This window comes from Nonomuraea sp. 10N515B (assembly GCF_052245915.1).
Lineage (GTDB): Bacteria > Actinomycetota > Actinomycetes > Streptosporangiales > Streptosporangiaceae > Nonomuraea.
In genome coordinates this window covers 107,044-127,951 of record NZ_JBQQBQ010000021.1, presented here as the reverse complement: position 1 = coordinate 127,951, position 20,908 = coordinate 107,044, and the positions used below count along the sequence as shown (strand labels likewise).

General features: G+C 71.1%; 19 protein-coding genes and 1 pseudogene. 8 read left to right on the top strand and 12 right to left on the bottom strand.

Annotated elements, in window-relative coordinates:
• The first annotated feature begins 81 nt into the window (after positions 1-81).
• The 3 genes from ACTWQA_RS29225 to ACTWQA_RS29215 are packed head-to-tail and all read left to right on the top strand — an operon-like array spanning position 82 to position 2,781.
• Positions 82-993 carry an ABC transporter ATP-binding protein gene (locus tag ACTWQA_RS29225; RefSeq protein ID WP_327589997.1) on the top strand — a complete coding sequence of 304 codons (912 nt, stop codon included), beginning with the start codon at positions 82-84 and terminating at the stop codon, positions 991-993.
• On the top strand, positions 971-1,762 hold the full coding sequence (locus ACTWQA_RS29220) for an ABC transporter permease subunit (RefSeq protein WP_443162264.1): 792 nt from the start codon (positions 971-973) through the stop codon (positions 1,760-1,762). The genes ACTWQA_RS29225 and ACTWQA_RS29220 overlap by 23 nt, the downstream gene beginning before the upstream one ends.
• Positions 1,762-2,781, top strand: coding sequence for a PucR family transcriptional regulator (locus ACTWQA_RS29215; RefSeq protein ID WP_443162263.1), 1,020 nt, complete (start codon positions 1,762-1,764; stop codon positions 2,779-2,781). The genes ACTWQA_RS29220 and ACTWQA_RS29215 overlap by 1 nt, the downstream gene beginning before the upstream one ends.
• Here ACTWQA_RS29215 and ACTWQA_RS29210 read toward each other — a convergent pair.
• The 4 genes from ACTWQA_RS29210 to abc-f form a co-directional block, all read right to left on the bottom strand.
• Entirely contained in the window at positions 2,771-3,391 is a 621-nt protein-coding gene (locus ACTWQA_RS29210; protein WP_443162262.1) for a LysE family translocator, read from the bottom strand. The two genes, ACTWQA_RS29215 and ACTWQA_RS29210, sit on opposite strands and share 11 nt — an antisense overlap.
• A gap of 5 nt (positions 3,392-3,396) precedes the next feature.
• Entirely contained in the window at positions 3,397-4,344 is a 948-nt protein-coding gene (locus ACTWQA_RS29205; RefSeq protein ID WP_443162261.1) for a quinone oxidoreductase family protein, read from the bottom strand.
• A gap of 470 nt (positions 4,345-4,814) precedes the next feature.
• Positions 4,815-5,576, bottom strand: a complete 762-nt coding sequence (locus tag ACTWQA_RS29200) for a Vgb family protein (protein WP_443162260.1) — start codon at positions 5,574-5,576, stop codon at positions 4,815-4,817.
• Positions 5,570-7,180 carry a ribosomal protection-like ABC-F family protein gene (abc-f, locus tag ACTWQA_RS29195; protein ID WP_443162293.1) on the bottom strand — a complete coding sequence of 537 codons (1,611 nt, stop codon included), beginning with the start codon at positions 7,178-7,180 and terminating at the stop codon, positions 5,570-5,572. The genes ACTWQA_RS29200 and abc-f overlap by 7 nt, the downstream gene beginning before the upstream one ends.
• A gap of 113 nt (positions 7,181-7,293) precedes the next feature.
• Here abc-f and ACTWQA_RS29190 point away from each other — a divergent pair, with 113 nt between their 5' ends.
• A complete protein-coding gene (locus tag ACTWQA_RS29190) occupies positions 7,294-7,842 on the top strand; it encodes a TetR/AcrR family transcriptional regulator (RefSeq protein ID WP_443162259.1) in 549 nt (182 codons plus the stop codon).
• A gap of 18 nt (positions 7,843-7,860) precedes the next feature.
• On the opposite strand, the gene ACTWQA_RS29185 is transcribed toward ACTWQA_RS29190, so the two are convergent.
• The 6 genes from ACTWQA_RS29185 to ACTWQA_RS29160 all read right to left on the bottom strand — a co-directional run bounded on the left by ACTWQA_RS29185 (position 7,861) and on the right by ACTWQA_RS29160 (position 14,144).
• A complete protein-coding gene (locus ACTWQA_RS29185; protein WP_443162258.1) occupies positions 7,861-9,489 on the bottom strand; it encodes a serine/threonine-protein kinase in 1,629 nt (542 codons plus the stop codon).
• Positions 9,479-10,177: an HAD family hydrolase gene (locus tag ACTWQA_RS29180; RefSeq protein WP_443162257.1), complete on the bottom strand. Its 699-nt coding sequence runs from the start codon at positions 10,175-10,177 to the stop codon at positions 9,479-9,481. Before ACTWQA_RS29180 ends, ACTWQA_RS29185 begins: the two co-directional genes overlap by 11 nt.
• Before the next feature lie 91 nt (positions 10,178-10,268).
• Complete coding sequence (locus ACTWQA_RS29175) at positions 10,269-11,342, bottom strand: ABC transporter ATP-binding protein (protein ID WP_443162256.1); 1,074 nt, start codon at positions 11,340-11,342, stop codon at positions 10,269-10,271.
• Complete coding sequence (locus ACTWQA_RS29170; protein ID WP_443162255.1) at positions 11,339-12,181, bottom strand: ABC transporter permease; 843 nt, start codon at positions 12,179-12,181, stop codon at positions 11,339-11,341. The genes ACTWQA_RS29175 and ACTWQA_RS29170 overlap by 4 nt, the downstream gene beginning before the upstream one ends.
• Entirely contained in the window at positions 12,169-12,993 is an 825-nt protein-coding gene (locus ACTWQA_RS29165; protein WP_443162254.1) for an ABC transporter permease, read from the bottom strand. Before ACTWQA_RS29165 ends, ACTWQA_RS29170 begins: the two co-directional genes overlap by 13 nt.
• A complete protein-coding gene (locus ACTWQA_RS29160) occupies positions 12,990-14,144 on the bottom strand; it encodes an ABC transporter substrate-binding protein (protein WP_443162253.1) in 1,155 nt (384 codons plus the stop codon). The genes ACTWQA_RS29165 and ACTWQA_RS29160 overlap by 4 nt, the downstream gene beginning before the upstream one ends.
• A 112-nt stretch (positions 14,145-14,256) precedes the next feature.
• On the opposite strand from ACTWQA_RS29160, the gene ACTWQA_RS29155 reads away from it, so the two are divergent.
• From ACTWQA_RS29155 to ACTWQA_RS29140, 4 genes and pseudogenes are all read left to right on the top strand, one after another.
• Positions 14,257-15,024: a GntR family transcriptional regulator gene (locus ACTWQA_RS29155; RefSeq protein WP_443162252.1), complete on the top strand. Its 768-nt coding sequence runs from the start codon at positions 14,257-14,259 to the stop codon at positions 15,022-15,024.
• 58 nt (positions 15,025-15,082) lie between these two features.
• Complete coding sequence (locus ACTWQA_RS29150; protein ID WP_305915238.1) at positions 15,083-15,349, top strand: DUF6504 family protein; 267 nt, start codon at positions 15,083-15,085, stop codon at positions 15,347-15,349.
• Complete coding sequence (locus ACTWQA_RS29145; RefSeq protein ID WP_443162251.1) at positions 15,349-18,960, top strand: DNA polymerase III subunit alpha; 3,612 nt, start codon at positions 15,349-15,351, stop codon at positions 18,958-18,960. Before ACTWQA_RS29150 ends, ACTWQA_RS29145 begins: the two co-directional genes overlap by 1 nt.
• 121 nt (positions 18,961-19,081) lie before the next feature.
• A pseudogene (locus tag ACTWQA_RS29140) lies at positions 19,082-19,357 on the top strand (RloB family protein); the annotation flags it as partial.
• A gap of 91 nt (positions 19,358-19,448) precedes the next feature.
• Here the strand turns inward: ACTWQA_RS29140 and ACTWQA_RS29135 are convergent.
• Together ACTWQA_RS29135 and ACTWQA_RS29130 are read right to left on the bottom strand one after the other, a co-directional pair.
• Positions 19,449-20,159: a DUF4328 domain-containing protein gene (locus ACTWQA_RS29135; RefSeq protein ID WP_443162250.1), complete on the bottom strand. Its 711-nt coding sequence runs from the start codon at positions 20,157-20,159 to the stop codon at positions 19,449-19,451.
• Positions 20,160-20,205: 46 nt separating this feature from the next.
• Positions 20,206-20,853, bottom strand: a complete 648-nt coding sequence (locus tag ACTWQA_RS29130; protein WP_443162249.1) for a response regulator — start codon at positions 20,851-20,853, stop codon at positions 20,206-20,208.
• Positions 20,854-20,908 lie beyond the last annotated feature (55 nt).

The following is a 20,908-nucleotide window of genomic DNA, read 5'->3' as shown; positions in this document are numbered from 1 at the left end:
CGCCCTCCGGAAGCAAAGACCTCCCGCAGGCTGCCGGATCCAGCCGATGACGGGCGGTGTGGCGAGCGGGACGATGCGGCCATGACAGCAGTGGTGCAGGCCGAAGGGCTGACCAAGTACTACGGGAAACGCCGGGGCCTGGAGGATCTCACGCTCGAGATCCAGCCGGGCGAGATCTTCGGCTACCTCGGGCCGAACGGCGCCGGCAAGACCACGACGATCAGGCTCCTGCTCGACGTGATCAGACCCACCCGGGGCCTGGTGCGGGTGCTCGGCGCCGACCCGCGCGAGCCCGCGATCCGCTCCAGGATCGGCTACCTGCCGGGCGAGCTGGCCCTGGAGGGCCGCGACCGGGCCAGGGACTACCTGCGCTTTCTCGGCCGGGTACGCGGCGGCGTGCCGCACGCCCGCATCGACGCGCTGGCCGAGCGGTTCGACGCCGACCTGTCCGTGCCGATGCGCAAGCTCTCCAAGGGCAACAAGCAGAAGGTCGGGCTGATCCAGGCGTTCATGCACGAGCCCGAGTTCCTCATCCTCGACGAGCCGACCGGCGGGCTGGACCCGCTGGTGCAGCAGGAGTTCCTGGCCCTGGTACGGGAGGTGCGCACCTCGGGCCGCACCGTGCTCATGTCGTCGCACGTGCTGGCCGAGGTGGAGAGCGTCTCCGACCGGGTCGGCATCGTCCGCGACGGCCGCCTCGTGGCCGTGGAGAACGTCACGGCGCTGCGCGAGAAGGCGGTGCGCCGCGTCGAGCTGCATTTCGAGTCGCCCGTGCCGCGCGCCGCCTTCGAGGACCTGCCGGGCGTGCGGGACCTGCGGGTGGAGGGCGCCAGCGTGAGCTGCACGATCGACGGCCGCCCCGACGCCCTGATCAAGGCGGCCGCCCGGTTCACCGTGGTGCACCTGGTCAGCGCGGAGCCGGACCTGGAGGAGATCTTCCTCACCTACTACAGCGACGAGGAGCGGCACCATGATCGCCAAGAGTCTGCGTGACTACCGGCGGGCGCTCATCTGGTGGACGATCGGCATCAGCGCGTTCCTGACCGTCTACCTGAGCATTTACGAGAACGTCCGGCAGGACCCCGCGACGTTCAACGCCCAGGCCATGGCCAAGTTCCCGGGCGCGCTGCGCGACCTCATGGGCGGCTTGGGCGACCTGAGCGTCGGCGCCGGATACCTGCAGTCGGTCGTCTACCAGCTGTTCGTGCCGATGTTGTTCATCGTGTGCGCGACGTTGCTGGCCAACCGGGCTATCGCGCAACCGGAGGAGACCGGCACGCTGGAACTGGTCGTCACGTTGCCGGTGGACCGCAAGCGGCTGGTGCTGGAGCGGTTCGCCGCGCTGGTCGTGGCCCTGCTGGCGGTGGCCGTGGTGACACTGGCCGTGGTGTGGGCGGTGGGCGAGTCCGTCCAGCTAGGGGTGCCGTTCGACCGACTCCTGGCCGCGCACACCGGGGTGTTCCTGCTCGGGCTGTTCTCCGGCACCGTGGCGCTGACCGTCGGCGCCGCCACCGGGCGCAAGGTGTTCGCCTCGGCCGTGGTCGGCGTATGGATCGTGGCCGGCTACATGGTCATCACCGTGGGCCGGTCCGTGGACGCGATCTCCTGGCTGAAGTGGGTCTCGCCGTTCCACTACTACGCCGACGGCCGCCCGCTCTATGAGGGTCTGCCGGTCGGCGACTACCTTGTGCTGGCGGGCGCGACGGCCGTGCTCGCGCTGACCGCGGTCCTCGCCTTCGACAGGCGCGATGTAGGGGTGTGATGGCGATCTCCGAGATGCCCGCCGACCTGCTCGGCGGGCATCGCCAAGTACTGGCCGACTGCGCCGCGACCGGCCGGTCGCCGGACCGCGCGGCGCTCGACGCCTGCCGCGCCGCCGGCACGCGCGCCGCCGAGCTGGGGATATCGCTGCGGGCACTGGTGGACGCCGCGCTCGCCGCCGCCGAGGGCCTGCCTGCGGTGCTGCCCGCGTTACGGCGATCGGTCTCGGCGCTGATGGAGGGGTACGAGCAGGCGCAGCTCGCGGCCATCCGCGGCGAGGAGGCGGCACGCAGGCAGTTCGTGGACGACCTGCTCCAAGGGCGGGCCGAGCGGCTGGCCGAGCGGGCCGAGCACTTCGGGTTGCGGCTGGCCGAGTCGTACGTGGTCGCCGTGGCCCGCGGCATGGGCGACGGCGACGAGGAACGCATCGAGCGTGACCTCATCGCCCGCTTCGGCTCGCACAACGTGCTGGTCGCCGTGCGCGACGGGCTGCTGGTGTGCGTGACGCCCGCGACGTTGCCGGCCGCCGTGGGGGAGTTCACCCACCACGTACGCGCCCGCTTCCCCGCCGGGTGGCGGGTCGGGGTCGGCCGGGCGCACCGGGGGCCCGGCGGCGTGGTGACCTCCTTCAGGGAGGCGGCCGACGCCCTGGGGCTGGCGGACGGGCTGGGCCTGCGCGCGGACGTGGTCAAGGCCGCCGACCTGCTGGTGTTCCCCGTGCTGCTGCGGGACAGGAGCGCCATCGAAGACCTGGTCACCAGCGTGCTGAGCCCGCTGCTCGAGGCGCGCGGCGGGCACCAGCCGCTGCTGGAGACGCTGGAGGCGATCTTCGCCTCGCAGGGCAATCAGACGGCCGCCGCCCGGCGGTTGGGGCTCAGCACGCGGGCGGTGACGTACCGGCTGGAACGCATCCGCCGCCTGACCGGCTTCTCACCCGACGACCCCACGCAGCGCTTCACCCTGGAGACCGCGGTGCTCGGCGCCCGCCTGTTGGGCTGGCCCAACGGGTTCAGTCGCTGACGGCCAGCCGCACGCCGAACCCGACGATCACGACACCCGTCAGCCGGTCCAGGAACCGCCGCACCCCCGGGGACCTCAGGAACCCGCTCATCAGCGACGCGAACCCGATCAACGCGGCGCTCCACACCAGCCCCTCGGCCACGTGCACGCCCGCCAGCAGCAACCCCATGACCGCGTGCGGCGCCTCGTCCGGGATGAACTGCGGCAACATCGCCACGTAGAACGCCCCGACCTTGGGGTTGAGCAGGTTCGTCATGAGCCCGCGCCCGAACCCCTTCCCGAACCCGACCTCCTGCAGCTGCTCGGGCAACTCCTTGGGGTCGTGCCTGGTCAGGACCATACGCAGCCCCATCCACACCAGGTACGCCGCCCCCGCCCAGCGCAGCGCGGTGTACGCCGGCTGCGAGGCCGCCAGCAGCGCCGACAGCCCCGCCGCGGTCAGCACACCCCAGAGGAGCGTGCCGAGCTGGATGCCCAGCGTCACCCCCCAGGCCGGCCGCCTCCCGGCCACCAACGACGTCTGCAGGATCAGGGCCGTGTCCAGGCCCGGGGTGATCGTGAGGAGAGCCACCACGGCGGCGAACGACCAGACAGATCCCGCGATGTCCATGGACGTCAGGGTATGAGAAGCAGCTTTCCGGTGGTACGGCGGGCCGCCAGATCCTCGTGCGCCTGCCGCGCGTCGGCCAGCGCGTAGCGGTGCGAGACGTTGATCGTGAGCTGCCCGGACGCGATCCAGCCGAACAGGTCGGACGCGCGCTGGAGCAACTCCGCGCGCTCGGCGATGTAATGCACGAGCGTGGGCCTGGTCAGGAAGAGCGAGCCCTGCTTGTTGAGCGTCTGCGGATCCACCGGCGGCACCGGGCCGCTGGCCGCGCCGTACAGGGCCATGAGGCCGCGCGGACGCAGCGCCTCCAGCCCGCCGTCGAACGTGGTCGCACCGACGCCGTCGTACACGACGTCGATCGTGCCGCGCAGCGCCTCGGCGAAGCTGTCGTACCGCAGCACCTCGTCCGCGCCGGCCTCGCGGGCCAGTTTCTCCTTCTCGCTGGAGGAGACCGTCGTCGAGACCTTGGCCCCCTTGAGCTTGGCGAGCTGGATCAGCAGTTGCCCCATGCCGCCCGCGCCCGCGTGGATGAGGACCTGGTCGCCCTCCTTGACCGCGTACGTGGAGTGCGTCAGGTAATGGGCGGTCAGGCCCTGCAACATCGCCGCGGCCGCCACCTCGGCAGGCACCCCGTCCGGCACCGGCACCACCCGATCCGCCGGGACCACGGCCTTCTCGGTGTAGCTGCCCAGCACACTGGCCCAGGCCACGGTGTCGCCCACGGCCACGTCCCGCACCCCCGGCCCGACGGCCGACACGGTCCCCGCGCCCTCGGAGCCGATCGTGGTGGGGAGGGGGAGCGGGTAGGCGCCGGAACGGTGGTAGATGTCGATGAAGTTGACGCCGCTGGCCGCGACATCCACGACGACCTCCCCGTCACCGGGGACCGGATCGGGACGTTCGGCGTATTCGAGAACCTCTGGGCCGCCGGGGGCGGAGACGATGATGGCATGCATGCCCATAGTCAACTCCGCCCGCCGCCGCCCATGCCACCCGGGGCCCGCATGTGCAGGTGCAGCCGACACACAGGCACCTACCGGCCCAACCGGACAGGGCGGCTCCATGCACGTGCACCGAGGCGACCCGACCCTGGGCCCAGGTGGGACCAGTCAGGCTCAAGAGGATTCCAAGAAGCTCCGTGTTGCATGATGCTCATGAGAACTCGTATGTCATCCATGTCCCGCGGTGCCCGCCGAGCCTTGGCGCTGGCCCTTCTCGCCGTGACCACCGTCATCACCATCGGGGTGACGAGCGCACCTGCTCAGGCCATGCCTAACGAGTGGTACCGCTGCTGGGTCTCGGGCCACGGCTGGATGTGGTGCATGGACGTCTAAGGCCCAACCGAACCGCCGCCCTCCCGTGTGGGGAGGGCGGCTTCTTTGTGTTGAGGGCGGACCGGGGCGCCGGCTCCCCGCCCCGCGCTCGGTCAGTCGAGGCGAGCCAGGGCGCCGGCTTCCAGCGCTACCCAGATCGCCCCGTCAGGCCCCACCGTCAGCCCATGAGGCTCGGCCTTCCGGACACCGTCACCCTCTCCCGCCACCCCTTTCTCCGGCATCCGCGGAAGAGGATGCTCTTCGATGATGCCGTCGGTGGTGATGCGCCCGACGCGGTCGGCGGCCCACTCGGTGAACCACAGGGCGCCGTCGGGACCGGCGACGATCGCATGCGGTCGTGACTCCTGGTCGGGAAGCGGGAATTCCTCGATCTTCCCCGACACGTCGATCCGCCCCACCTGGCCAGCACCGATCTCAACGAACCACAACGCCTCATCGGGCCCGCACGTGATCCCGACCGGCCCGGCGCCCTCCGTGGGAAGCGGATGGACGACCACGTCACCCTCCAGCGAGACCCGTCCCACCGCGTTGCCCTGGTTGAGCGTGAACCACATGGCGCCGTCCGGACCCGCGGCGATCCCGTACGGCGAGTCCGCCGCGTGCGTGGTCACCCGCCCATCGGCGGTGATGCGGCAGACCCGCCCGGCCTTGCCTTCCGTGAACCACATCGCTCCGTCGGGTCCGGGCGCGATCACGGTCGGCTGGCCGTCGGCCGGGTCGAGCTGGTGGATCACCGGCTCCTGGCCGGGCATCAGCCTGCCGATCCGTCCCTCGTGGACGAGCGTGAACCAGAGGGCTCCGTCCGTCCCCGTGGCGATGCCGTACGGCGCGCCGGCGTCGATCCTGGTCAACATATGCGTCCTCCCGCGAGGTGGAGTTCTTTGCCCCGGAAACGCCGCGTGAGCGCCCGGTCGTGCGACACCACGACCAGCGTGCCGCGGTAGCCGTCGAGTGCCCGCTCCAGCTCCTCGGCCAGGAGCGGCGACAGGTGATTGGTCGGCTCGTCGAGCAGCAGCAGGTCGTGCTCGGCCGCCAGCAGCCTGGCCAGTGCGAGCCGGCGCCGCTGCCCGACCGACAGGTCGCCGACTTTCTGGCCGAGCGTGTGCGGCCTGAACAGGCCGGTGCTCAGCAGCGCCGGCCCCCGCTCGTCCGCGTAGCCGTGCCCGTAGGCGGCCAAGACCGTCAGATCGGGGTCGAAGGTGACCTCCTGGGGCAGATAGCCGACCCTGACGTGGTCGCGAGCGTGCTCGGCGATGGTCCGCAGCAGCGTGGACTTGCCCGCGCCGTTGGGGCCGCGCACCAGTAGCCGGTCGCCTGCCTCGATCGTCAGCGACTCGACCCGCAACCGGTCACCGACCCGGATGTCGCGCAGGTCGGCCACCGAACGCCGATCGGCGCCTCCGCCATCCATCGCTCTGTCCGCGGCCCGAATCGCCGGCTCGTATGCGGGATCGGAGGCGGCCGCGCCGAACGTGCCGCGGAAGCGCAACGGGTCCGGCGGGCGCGGCACCGGGTCGTTCAGCAACCGGCGCAGCCGCTCATGGGCACTGCGGACCCGGCTGGCCACCGAGCTCTGCACCCGCCCGGCGTTGCGGTCGTAAGCCATCTTGTTGTTGTCGCGCATCGTCCGCCCGGCGGCAACCCGGTGGGCGGTGGTGGCGGCATGCTCGCGCACCTGCCGGACCTCCTCGCACCACGCCGCGTAGGACTGCTCCCAGCGTGCCCGCGCCGCATTCTTGGCCGACAGGAACCCGGTGTAGCCGCCGCCGAAGCGGGTGACGGCGCCGTCCTCGACCTCGAGCACCGCCGTGGCGACCCGGTCGAGGAAGACCCGGTCGTGCGACACCACGACCACCGTGCCCCGGTGCTCGCGCAGCCGGTCCTCCAGCCAGGTCAGCGCCGATGCGTCGAGGTGGTTGGTCGGCTCGTCGAGAAGCAGCACGCGAGGGGAGGCGGCCAGCACGCAGGCCAGGCCCAGCCGTGCCTGCTCGCCACCCGACAGGCTCGACAACACCCGGTCGCGGCCCACGTGGGCCAGGCCGAGGCCGTGGAACGCCTTGTCCACGCGGGCGTCCGCCTCGTAGCCACCCCGGGCCTCGTAGATCGTTAGCAACTCGCCGTATTCGTCCATCACCTCGTCGGTGAGCGCCGACTCCAGCTCGCGCATCCTGCGCTCCATGGCGCGCAGGCCGGCCAGCGTGGCGTCGACGGCCTGCTGGACCGTGTGACCGGGCGGCAGGCCGAGCGTCTGCCCGAGGTAGCCGACGTCGCCGGACACGACGACCTCGCCGTCGTCGGGCCGCTCGACTCCGGCCAGCAACCGGAGCAGCGTGGACTTGCCAGAGCCGTTTTCGCCGACGATGCCCGTGCGCTCGCCGGGCTTCACGGACAGGGTCAGCTCGGTGAGCACGGCACGCTCGCCGTATGACTTGGAAACGCTTTGCAGGTGGATCAGGATGGAACTCCAATCGCAACTGATGTAGCTTTAGTCTGGCACAGGAGAGACCTCAAACGCAACTGGAGTAGTTTTTGGGAGCGAGCGGTAAGCGTCCCGGAGGGCGGAGCGCGCGGGTGCGCGACGCCGTGCGGCAGGCCACGCTGGGGGAGTTGGCCGAGCACGGGTATACGGGGTTGACGGTCGAGCGGGTGGCCGAGCGGTCAGGCGTGCACAAGACGACCGTCTACCGCCGCTGGAGCAGCGTCGAGGGGCTGATCTCCGACGCGCTGGAGCTGGCCAAGGACGAGCCGTGGCCGATTCCCGACACCGGCACGATCCAGGGTGATCTGCGGGGGATCGTCCAGCTTGTCCGTTCCGGCTTCGCGGACCCCGAGCTGGGCCCGGTGTCGTCGGCCTTCGTGGCCGCGGCTGTGCAGAACGCGGAGGCGGCCCGGGCGCTGCACGAGTTCTTCGTCGCCAGGCATGATCAGTCGGCCGAGGTCGTGCGCCGGGCGATCGCCCGAGGCGAACTGCCGGACGTCGTGGACGTCAGGGAAGTGATCAGGGTCGCTGTGGCGCCCGTCTACTACCGGTTGTTCGTGGCCCACGAGCCGGTGACGGAGCAGGACGCCGACCGCGCCGCCGACGCCGCCCTGGCCGCGGCCCGCGCCGGCGTGCTGTAGGAGTCCTACGGCCGGCGCCTAGGATTCCTCTTTCGTCCCGCGCAGCTCGAAGTCGTCAAACGTGGTCTTCAGCACGGAGTCGCTGCCCTTCGGCGTGCGCGCGAACAGGCCTACGAACCCGTTCCCGATGCCGTTGGGATCGTCCACCTCGTGGATCTGCTTGTCGTTCACCCACATCGTCAGCCGCACGGCCGACCCGCGCTGCTCGCAGGAGGCCACGATGCGGACCGGTTTGCCGATCACGTCGTCGACCGGGACCGGCTGGGCCAGCGTGCCGCCCGCCCCGTCGATGATGCGCCGGATCCTGGCCATCCCCTTCGTGTCGAGCCCGAACTCGTAGTAGGTGTCGTCATCGTCGGAGTTGTGGCAGTAGACGCCGTATTCGCCGGTGCCGGTCGACCGCTTGACCTCAGCGGTCACGCCGACGACGACGCTCGAAGGCAACATCGGGGTCGGCGTGGCCGAGGGGTCGGGCGTGGTCGTGGGCGTGGCGACGAGGAAGGGGATGGGTGCCTTCGCCCACCGCTCCTCGTAGCCGTTCTCCACATCCAGCCCGTATGTGCCGTCGGTGCGGTAGCCGTAGCTGCTGGACGCCTCGGGATCGTAAGTGCCGCTCCAGCCGCCGGAGGTCTGGGTGAAGTCCTCCGCGTAGAGCACGCCCAGATCGGGCGGGCCGCTCGGGCCGAGCACGCTCCAGGCGGCCACGCCGGCGCCCGCCAGGAGGACGGCGGCGCCCGCGACGGCCCCGTACAGCTTGCCGCGGCCCGCCTTCTTCTCCGGCTGGACCTCCGTGTACGCCGCGGTGGCCTGCTGCCAGGCCACCTGCACGGTGTGCGCGGCCTGCTCGGGGCCGGCCGACCGCCCGACGAGGTGGTCGAGCAGCTGCTGGGCGGTGGGCCGCGTGGCCGGGTCCTTGCGCAGCGCCGCCGCGACCAGCTCGCGCAGGCCGGGGTCGACGGCGTCGAGGTTGGGCTCGGTGTTGAGCACCTGGTAGACGATCGCCGGCAGCGTGTCTCCGCCGAAGGGGGCCCGGCCGCTGGCGGCGAACGCGATCAGGGATCCCCACGAGAACACGTCGCAGGCCGGCGAGACCGGGTCGCCCCGCAGCACCTCCGGGGCCATGTAGCGGGGGGTGCCGATCAGCTCGCCGGTGCCCGTGACGCCGCCGAGCGTGTCGAGTGCCCGCGCGATGCCGAAGTCGATCACCCGCGGGCCGACCGGGGACAGCAGCACGTTCGACGGCTTGAGGTCCCTGTGCACCACTCCGGCCCCGTGGATGGCGGTGAGCGCGGTGGCCACGCCGACGGCCAGCGCGTCAAGGCTGGAGCCGCGGAGCGGGCCCGACTGGCGTACGGCCTGCTCGAGGTTGGGTCCTGGCACGTATTCGGTGACCACGTAGAGCTGGTCGCCGTCGAGCGCGGCCTCGAGCACCGCGGCCGTGCAGAACCTGCGCACCCGCCGCGCGGCGTCGGCCTCCCTGCGAAATCGCATGCGGAACTGCTCGTGCTGGGTCAGCTCGGGGTTGATCACCTTGACGGCGACCTGCTGCCCGGCGGGGTCCTCGGCGAGATGGACCGTGCCCATCCCGCCTCGGCCCAGCACGCTGAGCAATCTGTAGCGCCCGATGTGGGAGGTTTTACCACTCACGGCGGGCAAGCTTACCGACACGGCCCGGTTCGGCGCAGACCCCTCGTACGCGGTCGAGCGACGGCAGGCCGTTCCCCGGCTCCACCACGAGCACGCGGCACCCCGCCTCCCGGGCCGACGCGACGCCTACCGGGCTGTCCTCGACGGCGACGCAGCGTGCCGGAGTCGTGCCGAGCCGCCGGGCGGCTTCCAGGTACGGGTCCGGGTGCGGCTTGCCGCGAGCCGTGTCCTCGTTCGTGATCACCAGGTCGAACGCGTGGTCCAGGCGGGGGAGCACCAGATCGACCACGCGCCGCGGGGAGGCGGTGACCAGCGCCGTCGGGATGGCGGCGGCGGCCAGGCCGTCGAGGAGCTCGCGGGCGCCGGGCATGACGGTCACGTCGGCCGCGACCCGGGCGGCGAAGGCGTCGGTCAGGCGATCGGCCACCGCCCCGAACGCCCGCCTGGCCGTGTCGTCCGGGATCGCGCGTCCGGGCACATCGTCCGGGATCGGGGGCCCGGGCGGCTCGTCCCGCACCAGGTAAGCGGCCACGTCCTCGACGGTGTGACCGTGAACGTGCGGCACGTCGGCCGGGCTCAGGCGGCGGCCGAGGGACTCGGCGACGGTGGCGGCCGCCTGCCACCACAGTCCCTCGGTGTCGACGAGGGTCCCGTCCATGTCCAGCAGCACAGCATCGGGCCCAGGCACTGCGGGCTCCGCGGGGAGGTCGGCAGGGGGCGAGGTGGGCTTGGGGGCCGGGAACGGAGCGCCGGGCCGGTCAGGTCGGCGGCCGCCGGGGTCAGACGGCATCGGCGGCCACGACGGGTACGGGGACCGTGACCGTGCGGGCGGCCACCAGCACCGGCCGCTCCACCAGCCGGACCGCGACCCGCGTGCCGGGCCCGAGCGTGGCGGCCTCGTGCCCGGGCACGTCCGCGAGGACCTCCCCGCCGTCGACCGCCAGCCGGAGCCGTACGGAGGCGCCGCGGAAGGACGCGGTGACCACCTCGGCGGCCCCGTCCTCGTCCAGGACGACCCGCACCGCTTCCGGACGGATCAGCACGTCCACGGACGGATCCGCAGGAACGGCCCCGTCCACAGGCAGGAGCTGCCCGAGCACCGACACCTGATCCCCGGTGACATGCCCGGCCAGGTGGTTCATCGTGCCGACGAACTCCGCCACGAACGGCGTGGCCGGCCGGTCGTAGACCTCGGCCGGCGATCCCACCTGTTCGAGCCGCCCGTCACGCAGCACCGCCACCCGGTCGGCGACCGACAGGGCCTCCTCCTGGTCGTGGGTGACGAAGATGGTGGTGATGCCGAGGTCCAGCTGGAGGCGGCGGATCTCCTCACGCAGCGCCACACGTACCTTGGCGTCCAGCGCCGACAGCGGCTCGTCCAGCAGCAGCACCCGCGGCTCCAAGGCGAGCGCGCGGGCCAGGGCGACGCGTTGCTGCTGCCCGCCGGACAGCTGGTGCGGGTAGCGGTCGGCGTGCTGGGGGAGCCCGACGAGCTCCAGCAGCTCGTCCGCCTTGGCGTGCCGCACCGCCGCGGGCGCCTTGCGCACCCGCAGGCCGAAGGCGACGTTGTCGCGGGCGTTGAGGTTGGGGAAGAGGGAGTAGGACTGGAAGACCATGCCCGCGTCCCGCTTGTTGGCCGGGACGTTCGTGATGTCCTTGCCGTCCACCAGCACCGCGCCCGAGTCCGGCCGCTCGAAGCCGGCCACGCACCGCAGCGCCGTCGTCTTGCCGCAGCCCGAGGGCCCGAGCAGGGCGACGAACTCGCCGGGCGCGATGACCAGGTCGAGGCCGTCCAGCGCGACCGTCTTGCCGAACTCCCGCCGGAGCCCGCGGAACTCCACCGATGCGGTCATTTCTGTTTCTCCCTACCGAAAACGGTGGACACGGCCAGCAGCAGCAGCCAGATGAGCAGCAAGCTGAGGATGGACACGGCGACCGAGAGCTGCCCTTCGGACCCGCTGACGGTGACGATCCACACGGCGAACGGCGCGTACCCCAGCAGGCTGGCGACGGTGTACTCGCCCAGCACCAGCGCCAGCGTCAGGAACGACGCGCTGGCCAGGGCCGAGCGCAGGTTGGGCACGACGACCCGGAACAACACCTGCGGCCACGAGGCGCCCAGATTGCGCGCCGCCTCGACCAGCGTCCGCACGTCCATCGTGCGCAGCCCGGCGTCCAGCGACCGGTAGACGAACGGCAGCACCAGCACCACGTACGCCAGCACCAGCACCACGGGGAACCCCGGATCCTGCACCGCGATGATCGTGCCCCAGAACGGCGTCGGCGCCAGCACGTCGGTCCCCACCCGCAGCGACGTCCCCATCCCGGCGACGAACGTGATCGGCGGCACCACCAGCGGCAGCGTGCAGAGCGCCTCCATCACCGGGCCCAGCCGCGGCGCGAACAGCCGCACGGCCAGCATCGCGGGCAGCGACAGCAGCAGCACCAGCACGATCGTGGCGGCCGCCAGCCCCAGCGACAGCAGCAGCGACCGCACGAACCCGTCGGCCGTCAGCAACTCCCCGTAGGCGGACAGCGACACCCCTTCGACGGGTGTGTAGACCGTGTACCAGAAGGAGGCGCCGAGCGGGATCAGGAAGTAGGCGGCGCCCAGCAGGAACACCACGCCACGCCAGACCCGAGGCCGCGCGGAACCCCCGGAGACCCGCTCCAGCCCGGTCAGTGCAGCCATCGGGAGCTCCTCCTCTGCAGCGGCAGGTAGATCGCCATCACCAGCCCGGCCACCACGATCATGTCGAGGCTGAGCGCCAGCGCGACGTTCTCGTAGCCGATCAGCACGTCGCCGGTGAGGGCACTGGCGATCTTCAGGGTGACGAGCGGCACAACGGTGCCGACCATGGCGTTGGCGGTGGCGTACGCGGAGAAGGACGACCCGAACAGCAGCACCACCCCGCCCAGCATGGACGGCGTCAGCACCGGCAGCGCCACGAAGCGCCAGTAGTGCCAGGCGGTGGCGCCGTTGTTCGCGGCCGCCTCGCGCCACTGCGGCCGCAGCCCGTCCAGCGCCGGCGCCATGACCAGCACCATCAGCGGGATCGAGAAGTAGAGGTAGACCACGACCAGGCCCCAGAGCGTGTAGAGCGAGCCCGACGGCAGCCCGATCAGCCCGCTGACCACGCCCGAGTTGCCGAGCGTGGCGATCCAGAAGAACGCCAGCGGCACCCCGCCGAAGTTGGCCAGCACCCCGGAGGCCGTCAGCACCGCCTCCCGCAGCAGCGTGAAACGCGAGGTCACGACGGCGTAGGCGAGGAACGTGCCCAGCACGGCCCCCAGCAGCGCGACCACGGCCGACAGGCGCACGCTGCCGATCATGGCGGTGAGATAGCCGCCCTGCAGGCTCTGCGCCAGGTTCGCCAGACTCGGCCGCCCTTCAGCGGTGAACGCCCCCGCCACCAGTGCGATGGCGGGGACGCCGAAGACGAGCGCGAAGAACGCCAGCAGAGGCAGCGCCCCCAGCCAGCCCTTCGAACGAGTCCTGCTCATCCCGAGATCGCGGCGTCCCAGCCGCTGGCCAGCTTGGCCTTGGCCGCGTCCACCTGCGCGGTCGTCGGGAACGTGGGCGAGCCGTCCACCGAGGGCAGCTTCTCGGCCAGCGCCTTGTCCACGGTGCCGTCGGCGGTCATCGTCGGCAGCAGCACGGGACGGGCGAAGCCCTTGAGGAACAGGTTCTGGCCCTCGGCGCTGTAGAGGTATTCCTGCCACAGTCTGGCCGCCGCCGGGTGCGGGGCGTCCTTGTTGATGGCCTGGGCGTACATCTGGAAGTACTTGCCGTCGGTCGGCACGTTGACCTTCCAGTCGATGCCCTTGGCCGTCATCTGGGGCGCGTAGGCGGCGTTGTTGTAGTCCCAGTCGATGCTGATCTGGGTCTCGCCCTTCTCGATGGTGGCCGGCGTGGTCTCGACCGGGTTGTAGTTGCCGGCCTCGTTCAGCTTCTTGAAGAAGTCGATGCCGGGCTGGATGTCGTCGAACGAGCCGCCGTTGGCCAGGGCGGCGGCGTACACGCCGGCGAAGGCCGAGCCCGCCTTGGTCGGGTTGCCGTTCATCGCGACCTTGCCCTTGTACTCGGGCTTGAGCAGGTCGGCGAAGCTGGTCGGGCAGGTGGTGATCTTCTTGGCGTCGCAGCCGATCGACACGTAGCCGCCGTAGTCGTTGACCCAGAGCCCGGTCGCGTCCTTCTGGCCCTCGGCGATCTTGTCGAACGTCTGCACCTTGTACGGCGCGAACAGCCCCTCCGCCGCGCCGCTGAGCGCGAACGACTGGCCGAGGTCCAGCACGTCGGGGGCGCGGTCCTGGCCCTTGCGGGTCTTCACGGCGTTGATCTCGTCGGCGCTGGCCGCGTCCGGGGTCTCGCTCTCGATCTTGATGCCGTACTTGGCCTGGAACTTCTCGATGATCTCGCCGTAGTTGGCCCAGTTCGGCGGCAAGGCGATGACGTGCAGGTTGCCCTCTTTCTTGGCCGCCTCGACGAGCTTGTCGAGGCCGCCGAAGTCGGCGGCGGAGGTGGCGGTGGCCGCGTTGACGCCGCCTTGTGACGCCTGGGTGGTGGCCTGGGTGCCGGGAGCGGCGCCGCAGGCCGCGGTGACTACCGTAAGGGCGGCGGCAGCGCCGGCCGCGCGGGCGCGAAATGTGAACACAACGCCTCCACTGTGCAGGGGGTGTGGAAAGAAACTAGGGGAACTTGTACAAACAAGCGAGCACTAGTAAGTCGCATGAATGTTGCTCTTTCGTGAATGGGAGGGGGCGGCCTTGGTTGCGCGCTATGAACTGATCGCCGATGAGCTGCGGGAAGAGATCCTTTTCGGCGCCTACCCGGTCGGTTCCCAGCTCCCCAGCGAGGCCGAGCTGGCCGGGCGATTCGGCGCGGCGCGCGGCACCGTGCGGCAGGCGGTGGCCGTACTGCTCGCCGAGGGGCTGGTCGGCTCCAGACAGGGCGCCAGGCGCATCGTGCTCGGCGCCGCGCGCAGCCAGAGCTTCGCCGAGCTGCACAGCTTCGCGCAGTGGGCGCGCGCGGGCGGCTACCGCTTCGGCGGCCAGGTGATCGAGCAGCACCGCCGCCGGGCGAGCGCCGCCGAGTCCGCCAGGTTGGGCGGTGGCGAGGTGCTGGAGGTGCTGCGTCTGCGCACACTGGAGGGCGAGCCCGTCCTCGTCGAGCGCACGGTGTACGCCGAGTGGGTGGCCCCCGCCGTCGAGGGGTTGCCCGCCGACTGCGAGTCGGTCACCGAGGCGCTGTACGAGGCGATCGGGCTCGTGTTCGCCTACGGCGAGCACCTCATCGACGCGGTCTCCGCCGGGGTCCAGGACGCCCGCCTGCTGGGGGTGCGCCGCGGCAGCCCGCTGCTGCGCCAGCGCAGGACCACCACCACCCACGAGGGCCGCCCCGTGGAGACCTCCGACGACCGTTACCGCGCAGGCAGCGTGGCCTTCAGCATCCGCAACTCGATCGGCGCGAACCCGCTCGTGCGGCAGGCGATCGACTTGCGATCTAGGGCCGGAGAACATATGTTCGAGTTATAAGCGCCCGCCTTCCCCCGGGTGGCTCAGACAGAGGACCAGAGCCGCGGGGAGAAGCGACTTGAGCAGACTCTATGGCGATCCGATAGAGGTGTGGACCAGGGACGGGGAGCCGACCCAGTTCGTCTGGCGCGACCGGCTCTATCTCGTTCGCCGTGTCCTGGACCACTGGGTGGTCGCGCGCGAGTGGTGGAAGACCGGCGAGGGCGATCCCGGTGAGCGCCAGTTCTGGCGGGTGGAGGCCAGCCCGGGACGCGAGGTCGGCTCCTACGAGCTGCGTTACGACACCGCCGGCAACGGCTGGCTGCTGCTGAGGGCGTGGGACTGATGGCGCCCCCGTTCCCGCACCTCAACGTGTGCTCCGCCTACTCCATGCGCTACGGCACCGCCTTCCCGCAGGCGCTGGTGAGCCGGGCGTCCGAGTTCGGCATGGACATCCTGGCGCTGACCGACCGCGACGGCCTCTACGGCACCATCAAGCACGCCCTCGCGTGCGCCGCGGCCGGGATCGCCCCGGTGCTCGGTGTGAACCTGGCGCTCACCACCCCGCCCCCGTCGCTGCTTCCCGGCATTCCCGCCCCCCGCCCCAAGACCGGGCCGAACGCCGAGGACCGGATCACCGTGCTGGCCCGCGGCCGCGGCTGGTCACGCCTGTGCCGCCTGGTCACGGCCGCCCACCACGCGGGCGAGCGGGGCAAGCCGGAGGTCACTCGCGAGCTGATCGGCGAATGGGCCGGCGAGGCCGGCGACCACGGGTTCGGCGCCGAGGACGGCCTGGTCGTGCTGCTCGGCCCCAGGTCCGATGTGGGCCGCGCGGTGGCAGAGCGGCGCGACGAGCAGGCCAGGACGCTGCTCGGCCTGTGGCGATCCACGGTGCCCGGCGTCGTGATCGAGCTGGTCGACCAATACGGCTACCGCGACGCCGGCACGGCCGTACGCATGCTCGGCCTGGCCGAGTCCATGGGCGTGCCCGCCGTGCTGACCAACGCGGCGCGCTACCTGGACCCGGCCGATCACCAGGTCGGCGACGTGCTCGACGCGGCCCGCCAGCTCGTCCCGCTGCACCCCCGCCACCTCGAACGCACCACCTCGCACGCCTACCTCAAGAGCACCAAGGAGATGTGGCAGGTGGCGGCCAAGGTCTGCGGCGCGGACCAGGAGCGGGTGGGGCGGCTGCTGTACACGACCAGGCGGCTGGCCGAGGCGTGCTCGATGGAGCCGCTGGACCTGCTCGCGCTCCGCAACGACCCGCCGAACCTGCACCTGCCCGAGATCGGCCGCGACCCGGTGCCGCTGCTGCGCCACCGCGTCGAGGACGGGCTGATCAGGCGTGGCCTCGACCGCTCGGCCGACGCCGAGCGGCGTCTCCGGGACGAGATGGCCATCATCGAGAAGAAGCGCCTGTCCGGATATTTCATCGCCGTGGCCGGCATCACCGACATGATCCGCGGCATGGGCATCCGCTGCGCCATCCGCGGCTCGGGCGCCGGCAGCCTGGTCAACTACCTCATCGGCATCGGCGAGGTCAACCCGCTCGACCACGGCCTGCTCATGGAGCGGTTCCTGTCCGAAGGCCGCATCGGGCTGCCCGACATCGACGTCGACGTGGAGTCGGCCCGCCGCCTCGACTGCTACAAGGCCATCTTCGATCAATACGGCGAGGCCCGCGTGGCCTGCGTGTCCATGATGGAGACCTACCGGGCGCGCAGCGCCATCCGCGACGTCGCCGCCGCGATGGGCCTGCCCCCGCACGAGATCGACGCGGTCGCCAAGGCGTTCCCGCACATCAGGGCCAAGCAGATCACCGCGTCGCTGCACGACCTGCCCGAGCTGCGCGACAGCCGGCTCAACGAGGCGGGCCTGGACCGGGTGTTCCGGCTGGCGGAGAAGCTCGACGGCCTGCCCAGGCACATCGCGCTGCACCCGTGCGGCGTGCTGATCGGCAACATGGGGCTGCGGGACCGGACGCCGGTGGAGCGCAGCCTGCTGGAGTTCCCGATGTCGCAGTTCGACAAGGACGACGTGGAGGAGGCCGGGCTGCTCAAGCTCGACGTGCTGGGCGTGCGGATGCAGTCCGCGATGGCGTACGCGCTGAACGAGATCAAACGCGTGGACGACGTCGTGGTCGAGCTGGACACCCCGCGCGGCGACGCTCCCGACATCCAGTACGTCCCGCACGACGACCAGACCACCTACGACATGATCTGCGCCGCCCGCACCCTCGGCTGCTTCCAGATCGAGTCGCCGGGCCAGCGGGAGCTGGTGGCCAAGCTGGAGCCGCGCACGCTGCACGACCTGATCGTGGACATCTCACTGTTCCGGCCGGGGCCGGTCAACTCCGACATGGTCACTCCCTACCTGGAGGCCAGGCACGGGTGGCGGCAGCCGCGTTACCCGCACGAGCGGCTGCGGGAGGCGCTGAAGGAGACGCACGGCGTCGTGGTGTTCCACGAGCAGGTCCTGAAGATCATTTCGGAGATGACCGGGCGGGACCTGTCGTACGCCGAGATGTTGCGGCGCACCCTGGACACGCCGGAGGGGCGGGCGCGGGTGCGCCGGGCGTTCGTGCCCTTGGCCCAGGCCAACGGCTTCGACGACGCGGCCGTGGAGCGGGCCTGGCAGGTGCTGGACGCGTTCGGGGCGTTCGGGTTCTGCAAGGCGCACGCGGCGGCGTTCGCGCTGCCCACATACCAGTCGGCCTGGCTGAAGCGGCACCACGCGGCGGCGTTCTTCGCCGGGGTGCTCACGCACGAGCCCGGCATGTACCCGCCGCGGGTCATCATCGACGAGGCCAGGCAGTGCGGGATCAAGATCCTTCCGCTCGACATCAACAAGTCGGGCAAGGACTGGCAGGTGGAGCGGCTCGGGCCGCGCGCCCGCGTCCGCGCGCGCTCTTCGGAAGGCCGGCGGGTGGAGTTCAGGATCGGGGAGATCGGCAAGGGGTACGCGCTGCGCGTGCCGTTCTCGGCGATCAAGGGGGTGAGCGAGGCGGAGGTCGAGCGGATGGTCGCCGGGCAGCCGTACACGTCGCTGGCCGACTTCTGGGACCGCGCCCGCCCCTCGCGGCCCACGATCGAGCGGATCGTCCAGGTCGGCGGCTTGGACGCGCTGCACGACCTGCACCCGGGCGGGCCGCGCTGGCGGCCCGGCGAGCTGACCAGGCGCGACCTGATCGCCCAGGTCGGCGCGCTGGAGCGGGCCTCGTCGAGCGGCGTGCGGTCCGGTCCGCGCACGTCCAAGCGCTACACCTCCGCGCCCCCTTCCCCGCCGGAGAAGCCCTCCGTGCAGCTCCCACTGGGCTTCACCGAGCACTTGCCGCCGGGGGAGTTGCCCGAGATGACGGAGGCGGAGATGGTCCAGGCCGAGCTGGAGATCCTCGGCATCGACGTCAGCCGGCACATCATCAGCTTCCACGACGAGCTGCTCGACCTGCTCGGGGTGGTACGTTCCAAGGATCTTCTCGCGCAGCGCAACGGGGCTGAGGTGCTGGTGGCGGGGGTCAAGGTGGCGACGCAGACGCCTGCCGTGCGCTCGGGCCAGCGCGTCATCTTCACCACGCTCGACGACTCGACCGGGCCGATCGACCTGACGTTCTTCGAGTCGGTGCAGGGGCGGTGCGCGGCCACCGTCTTCGGGTCGTGGCTCCTGCTGGCCAAGGGCGTGGTCCGGCGCACGGGCACGCGGGCGGTGTCGATGCGGGCGGTGGACTGCTGGAACCTGGCGGACCTGGACGCGCTGTGGCGCGCCCAGGGGATCGACGCGGTCCGCGCGCTGCTCGCCCAGGAGCACGAGCAGTTGGAGGGGGTCAGCGGGCGCAGCATCGAATACCCCAACGGCTTCCGCCTGTCGCCCTACTCCGACCTCGGCCCGGCCATCGTCACGCCGCCCCGGCGACTGTGGCACGCCAGCCCAGGCAGTTCCGGCCCCTCAGCCGCCTGATCTCGCCGAGAACCGCTCGGTGCGGAGTTCTGGCACCCTCACGCGCTTAGACGCCGACTTGCAGGGAATCTCTTCGTAGAGCCGTGTGAAAGTGTAAGAAGCGCGCGCTCAGCGGGATGCCAACATCACCTACGACGAGGCGTGGTGCGTCGTCGACGTCGACGAACACAAGACTCTCGAGCAGGCTCTGATCACGGCGCGTAGAGGGCACGTCAACCTAGCGGTCTCCCTGCCTTGCTTCGAGCTATGGATTCTTTATCACTTCGAGGACTGCGTCACCGCCTGTGACCAGGTCAGAGTCGGGCGCAAGCTCAGGAACCACATCAAGGACTACGACAAGCACCTCGGCCGGGACTTTCCCTTCGCTAACCATGAGGTGGCACGGGAACGTGCCCGGAGGGCAGCCCGAGCGCGCCACCATCCCCGCCAGCCGGTCATCGAGATCGGCCAACAAGGCGGTATCGGCGCAGTGCCGCACCTGGCGGCGGTCAGCTGGTGCGACCGAGCGATGTGGAGCCCGGGGCTGGATGGGACTCGTGGGAGAACGTGCGGATGGTGGCGAGCGGAGAGCGGGCGGCACGCTGCAGCCGGGTCAGCTCCCGCACCGTGCACGCGCACAAGACGGCCGCCACAGCGGCGCACCCCAGCTCCAGCACCCCCACCCCTGTCAGATCCCCGGCGGACGCGTCGAGCGGCAGCCGGACGGTGATCAGCGCGAGCATCGCCAGCCAGCTCAGCCACCACGCCGCGAGCAGCGACAACCATCGCCCTCGCTGCCCTGCGGGCGGCCTCGCGCCCCGCCACACCTCGTCGACCAGCACCACAGGAGCGAACAGGTTCATGCCGGGGATCAGCCACGCGGCCGCGACCGGACCTGTCGGGGCCGAGCGGTCGTTGGCCTGCCTGGCCCGCACCAGCCACGTCACGTAGGCGGCGCCCGCCGCGATCGACGTGCCCGCCACCAGCATCATCAGCAGCGCGAACACCGTCACGGCCCCCACTACCGCTTCCGCGTCGGCCCCGTGCGGCCGCCCGCCGAACTCGGCGAGCTGGGCGGCGAGCCGGTGCCCGCGGGTGTGTTCGAAGATCACGAGAGCGGCGAGGGAGAGGACCTGCGCGGCGAGCGTCACGTATACGGCAGAGGCGGCTCTCGTAGGCGATGCCTGGGTGTAGCGCACGATGTTCTCCCCCCGGGCCATGCGCTGAGGTTCTCATTCACTTCTATCCCGGGAGCCCCGTCGTTAATCAGCTCACCACGCCGGATTCCCACGCCCAAGCTGCGATTCCCACCCGATTTCTGACACCGAGCTTGGCCTGGACGTTTCCCAGATGCGTCTTGACCGTCGACAGGGACACGAACAGCTCCGCGGCCACCTCCTGGTTGGTGCGTCCCCTGGCCACCAGCCGCACGACGTCCAGCTCGCGGTCGGTCAGCGGGTCGTTCGCCGGGAGCATGGCGCGCCGGGGCTGGGTCAGATGCTGCAGCAGCCGTACCGTCACTGACGGCGACACCAGCGCGTCACCCGCCGCGGCCGCCCTGACCGCCTCGATCAGCAGCGTGGGCCCGCTGTCCTTGAGCAGGAACCCGGTCGCGCCCGAGCGCAACGCCCCGTACACGTACTCGTCCAGATCGAACGTCGTGACGATGACCACCCGCAGCGGATTGTCCACCCCTGGACCGGCCAGGATCCTGGTCACCTCGATCCCGTCGAGCTTGGGCATCCTGATGTCGAGCAGGCACACGTCCGGCCGCAGCCGTCTCGCCTCGGCGACGGCCTCGGCTCCGTCGGCCACCGCCGCGACCACCTCCATGTCAGGTTGAGCGTCCAAAATCATCTGGAAGCCCGTGCGTACCAGTTGCTGATCGTCGGCGATGAGAACCCGAATAGTCACGCCCCAACTCTAGAGATCAGCCGTTCGGCCGATGACGGTATGGACGCACGGCCGA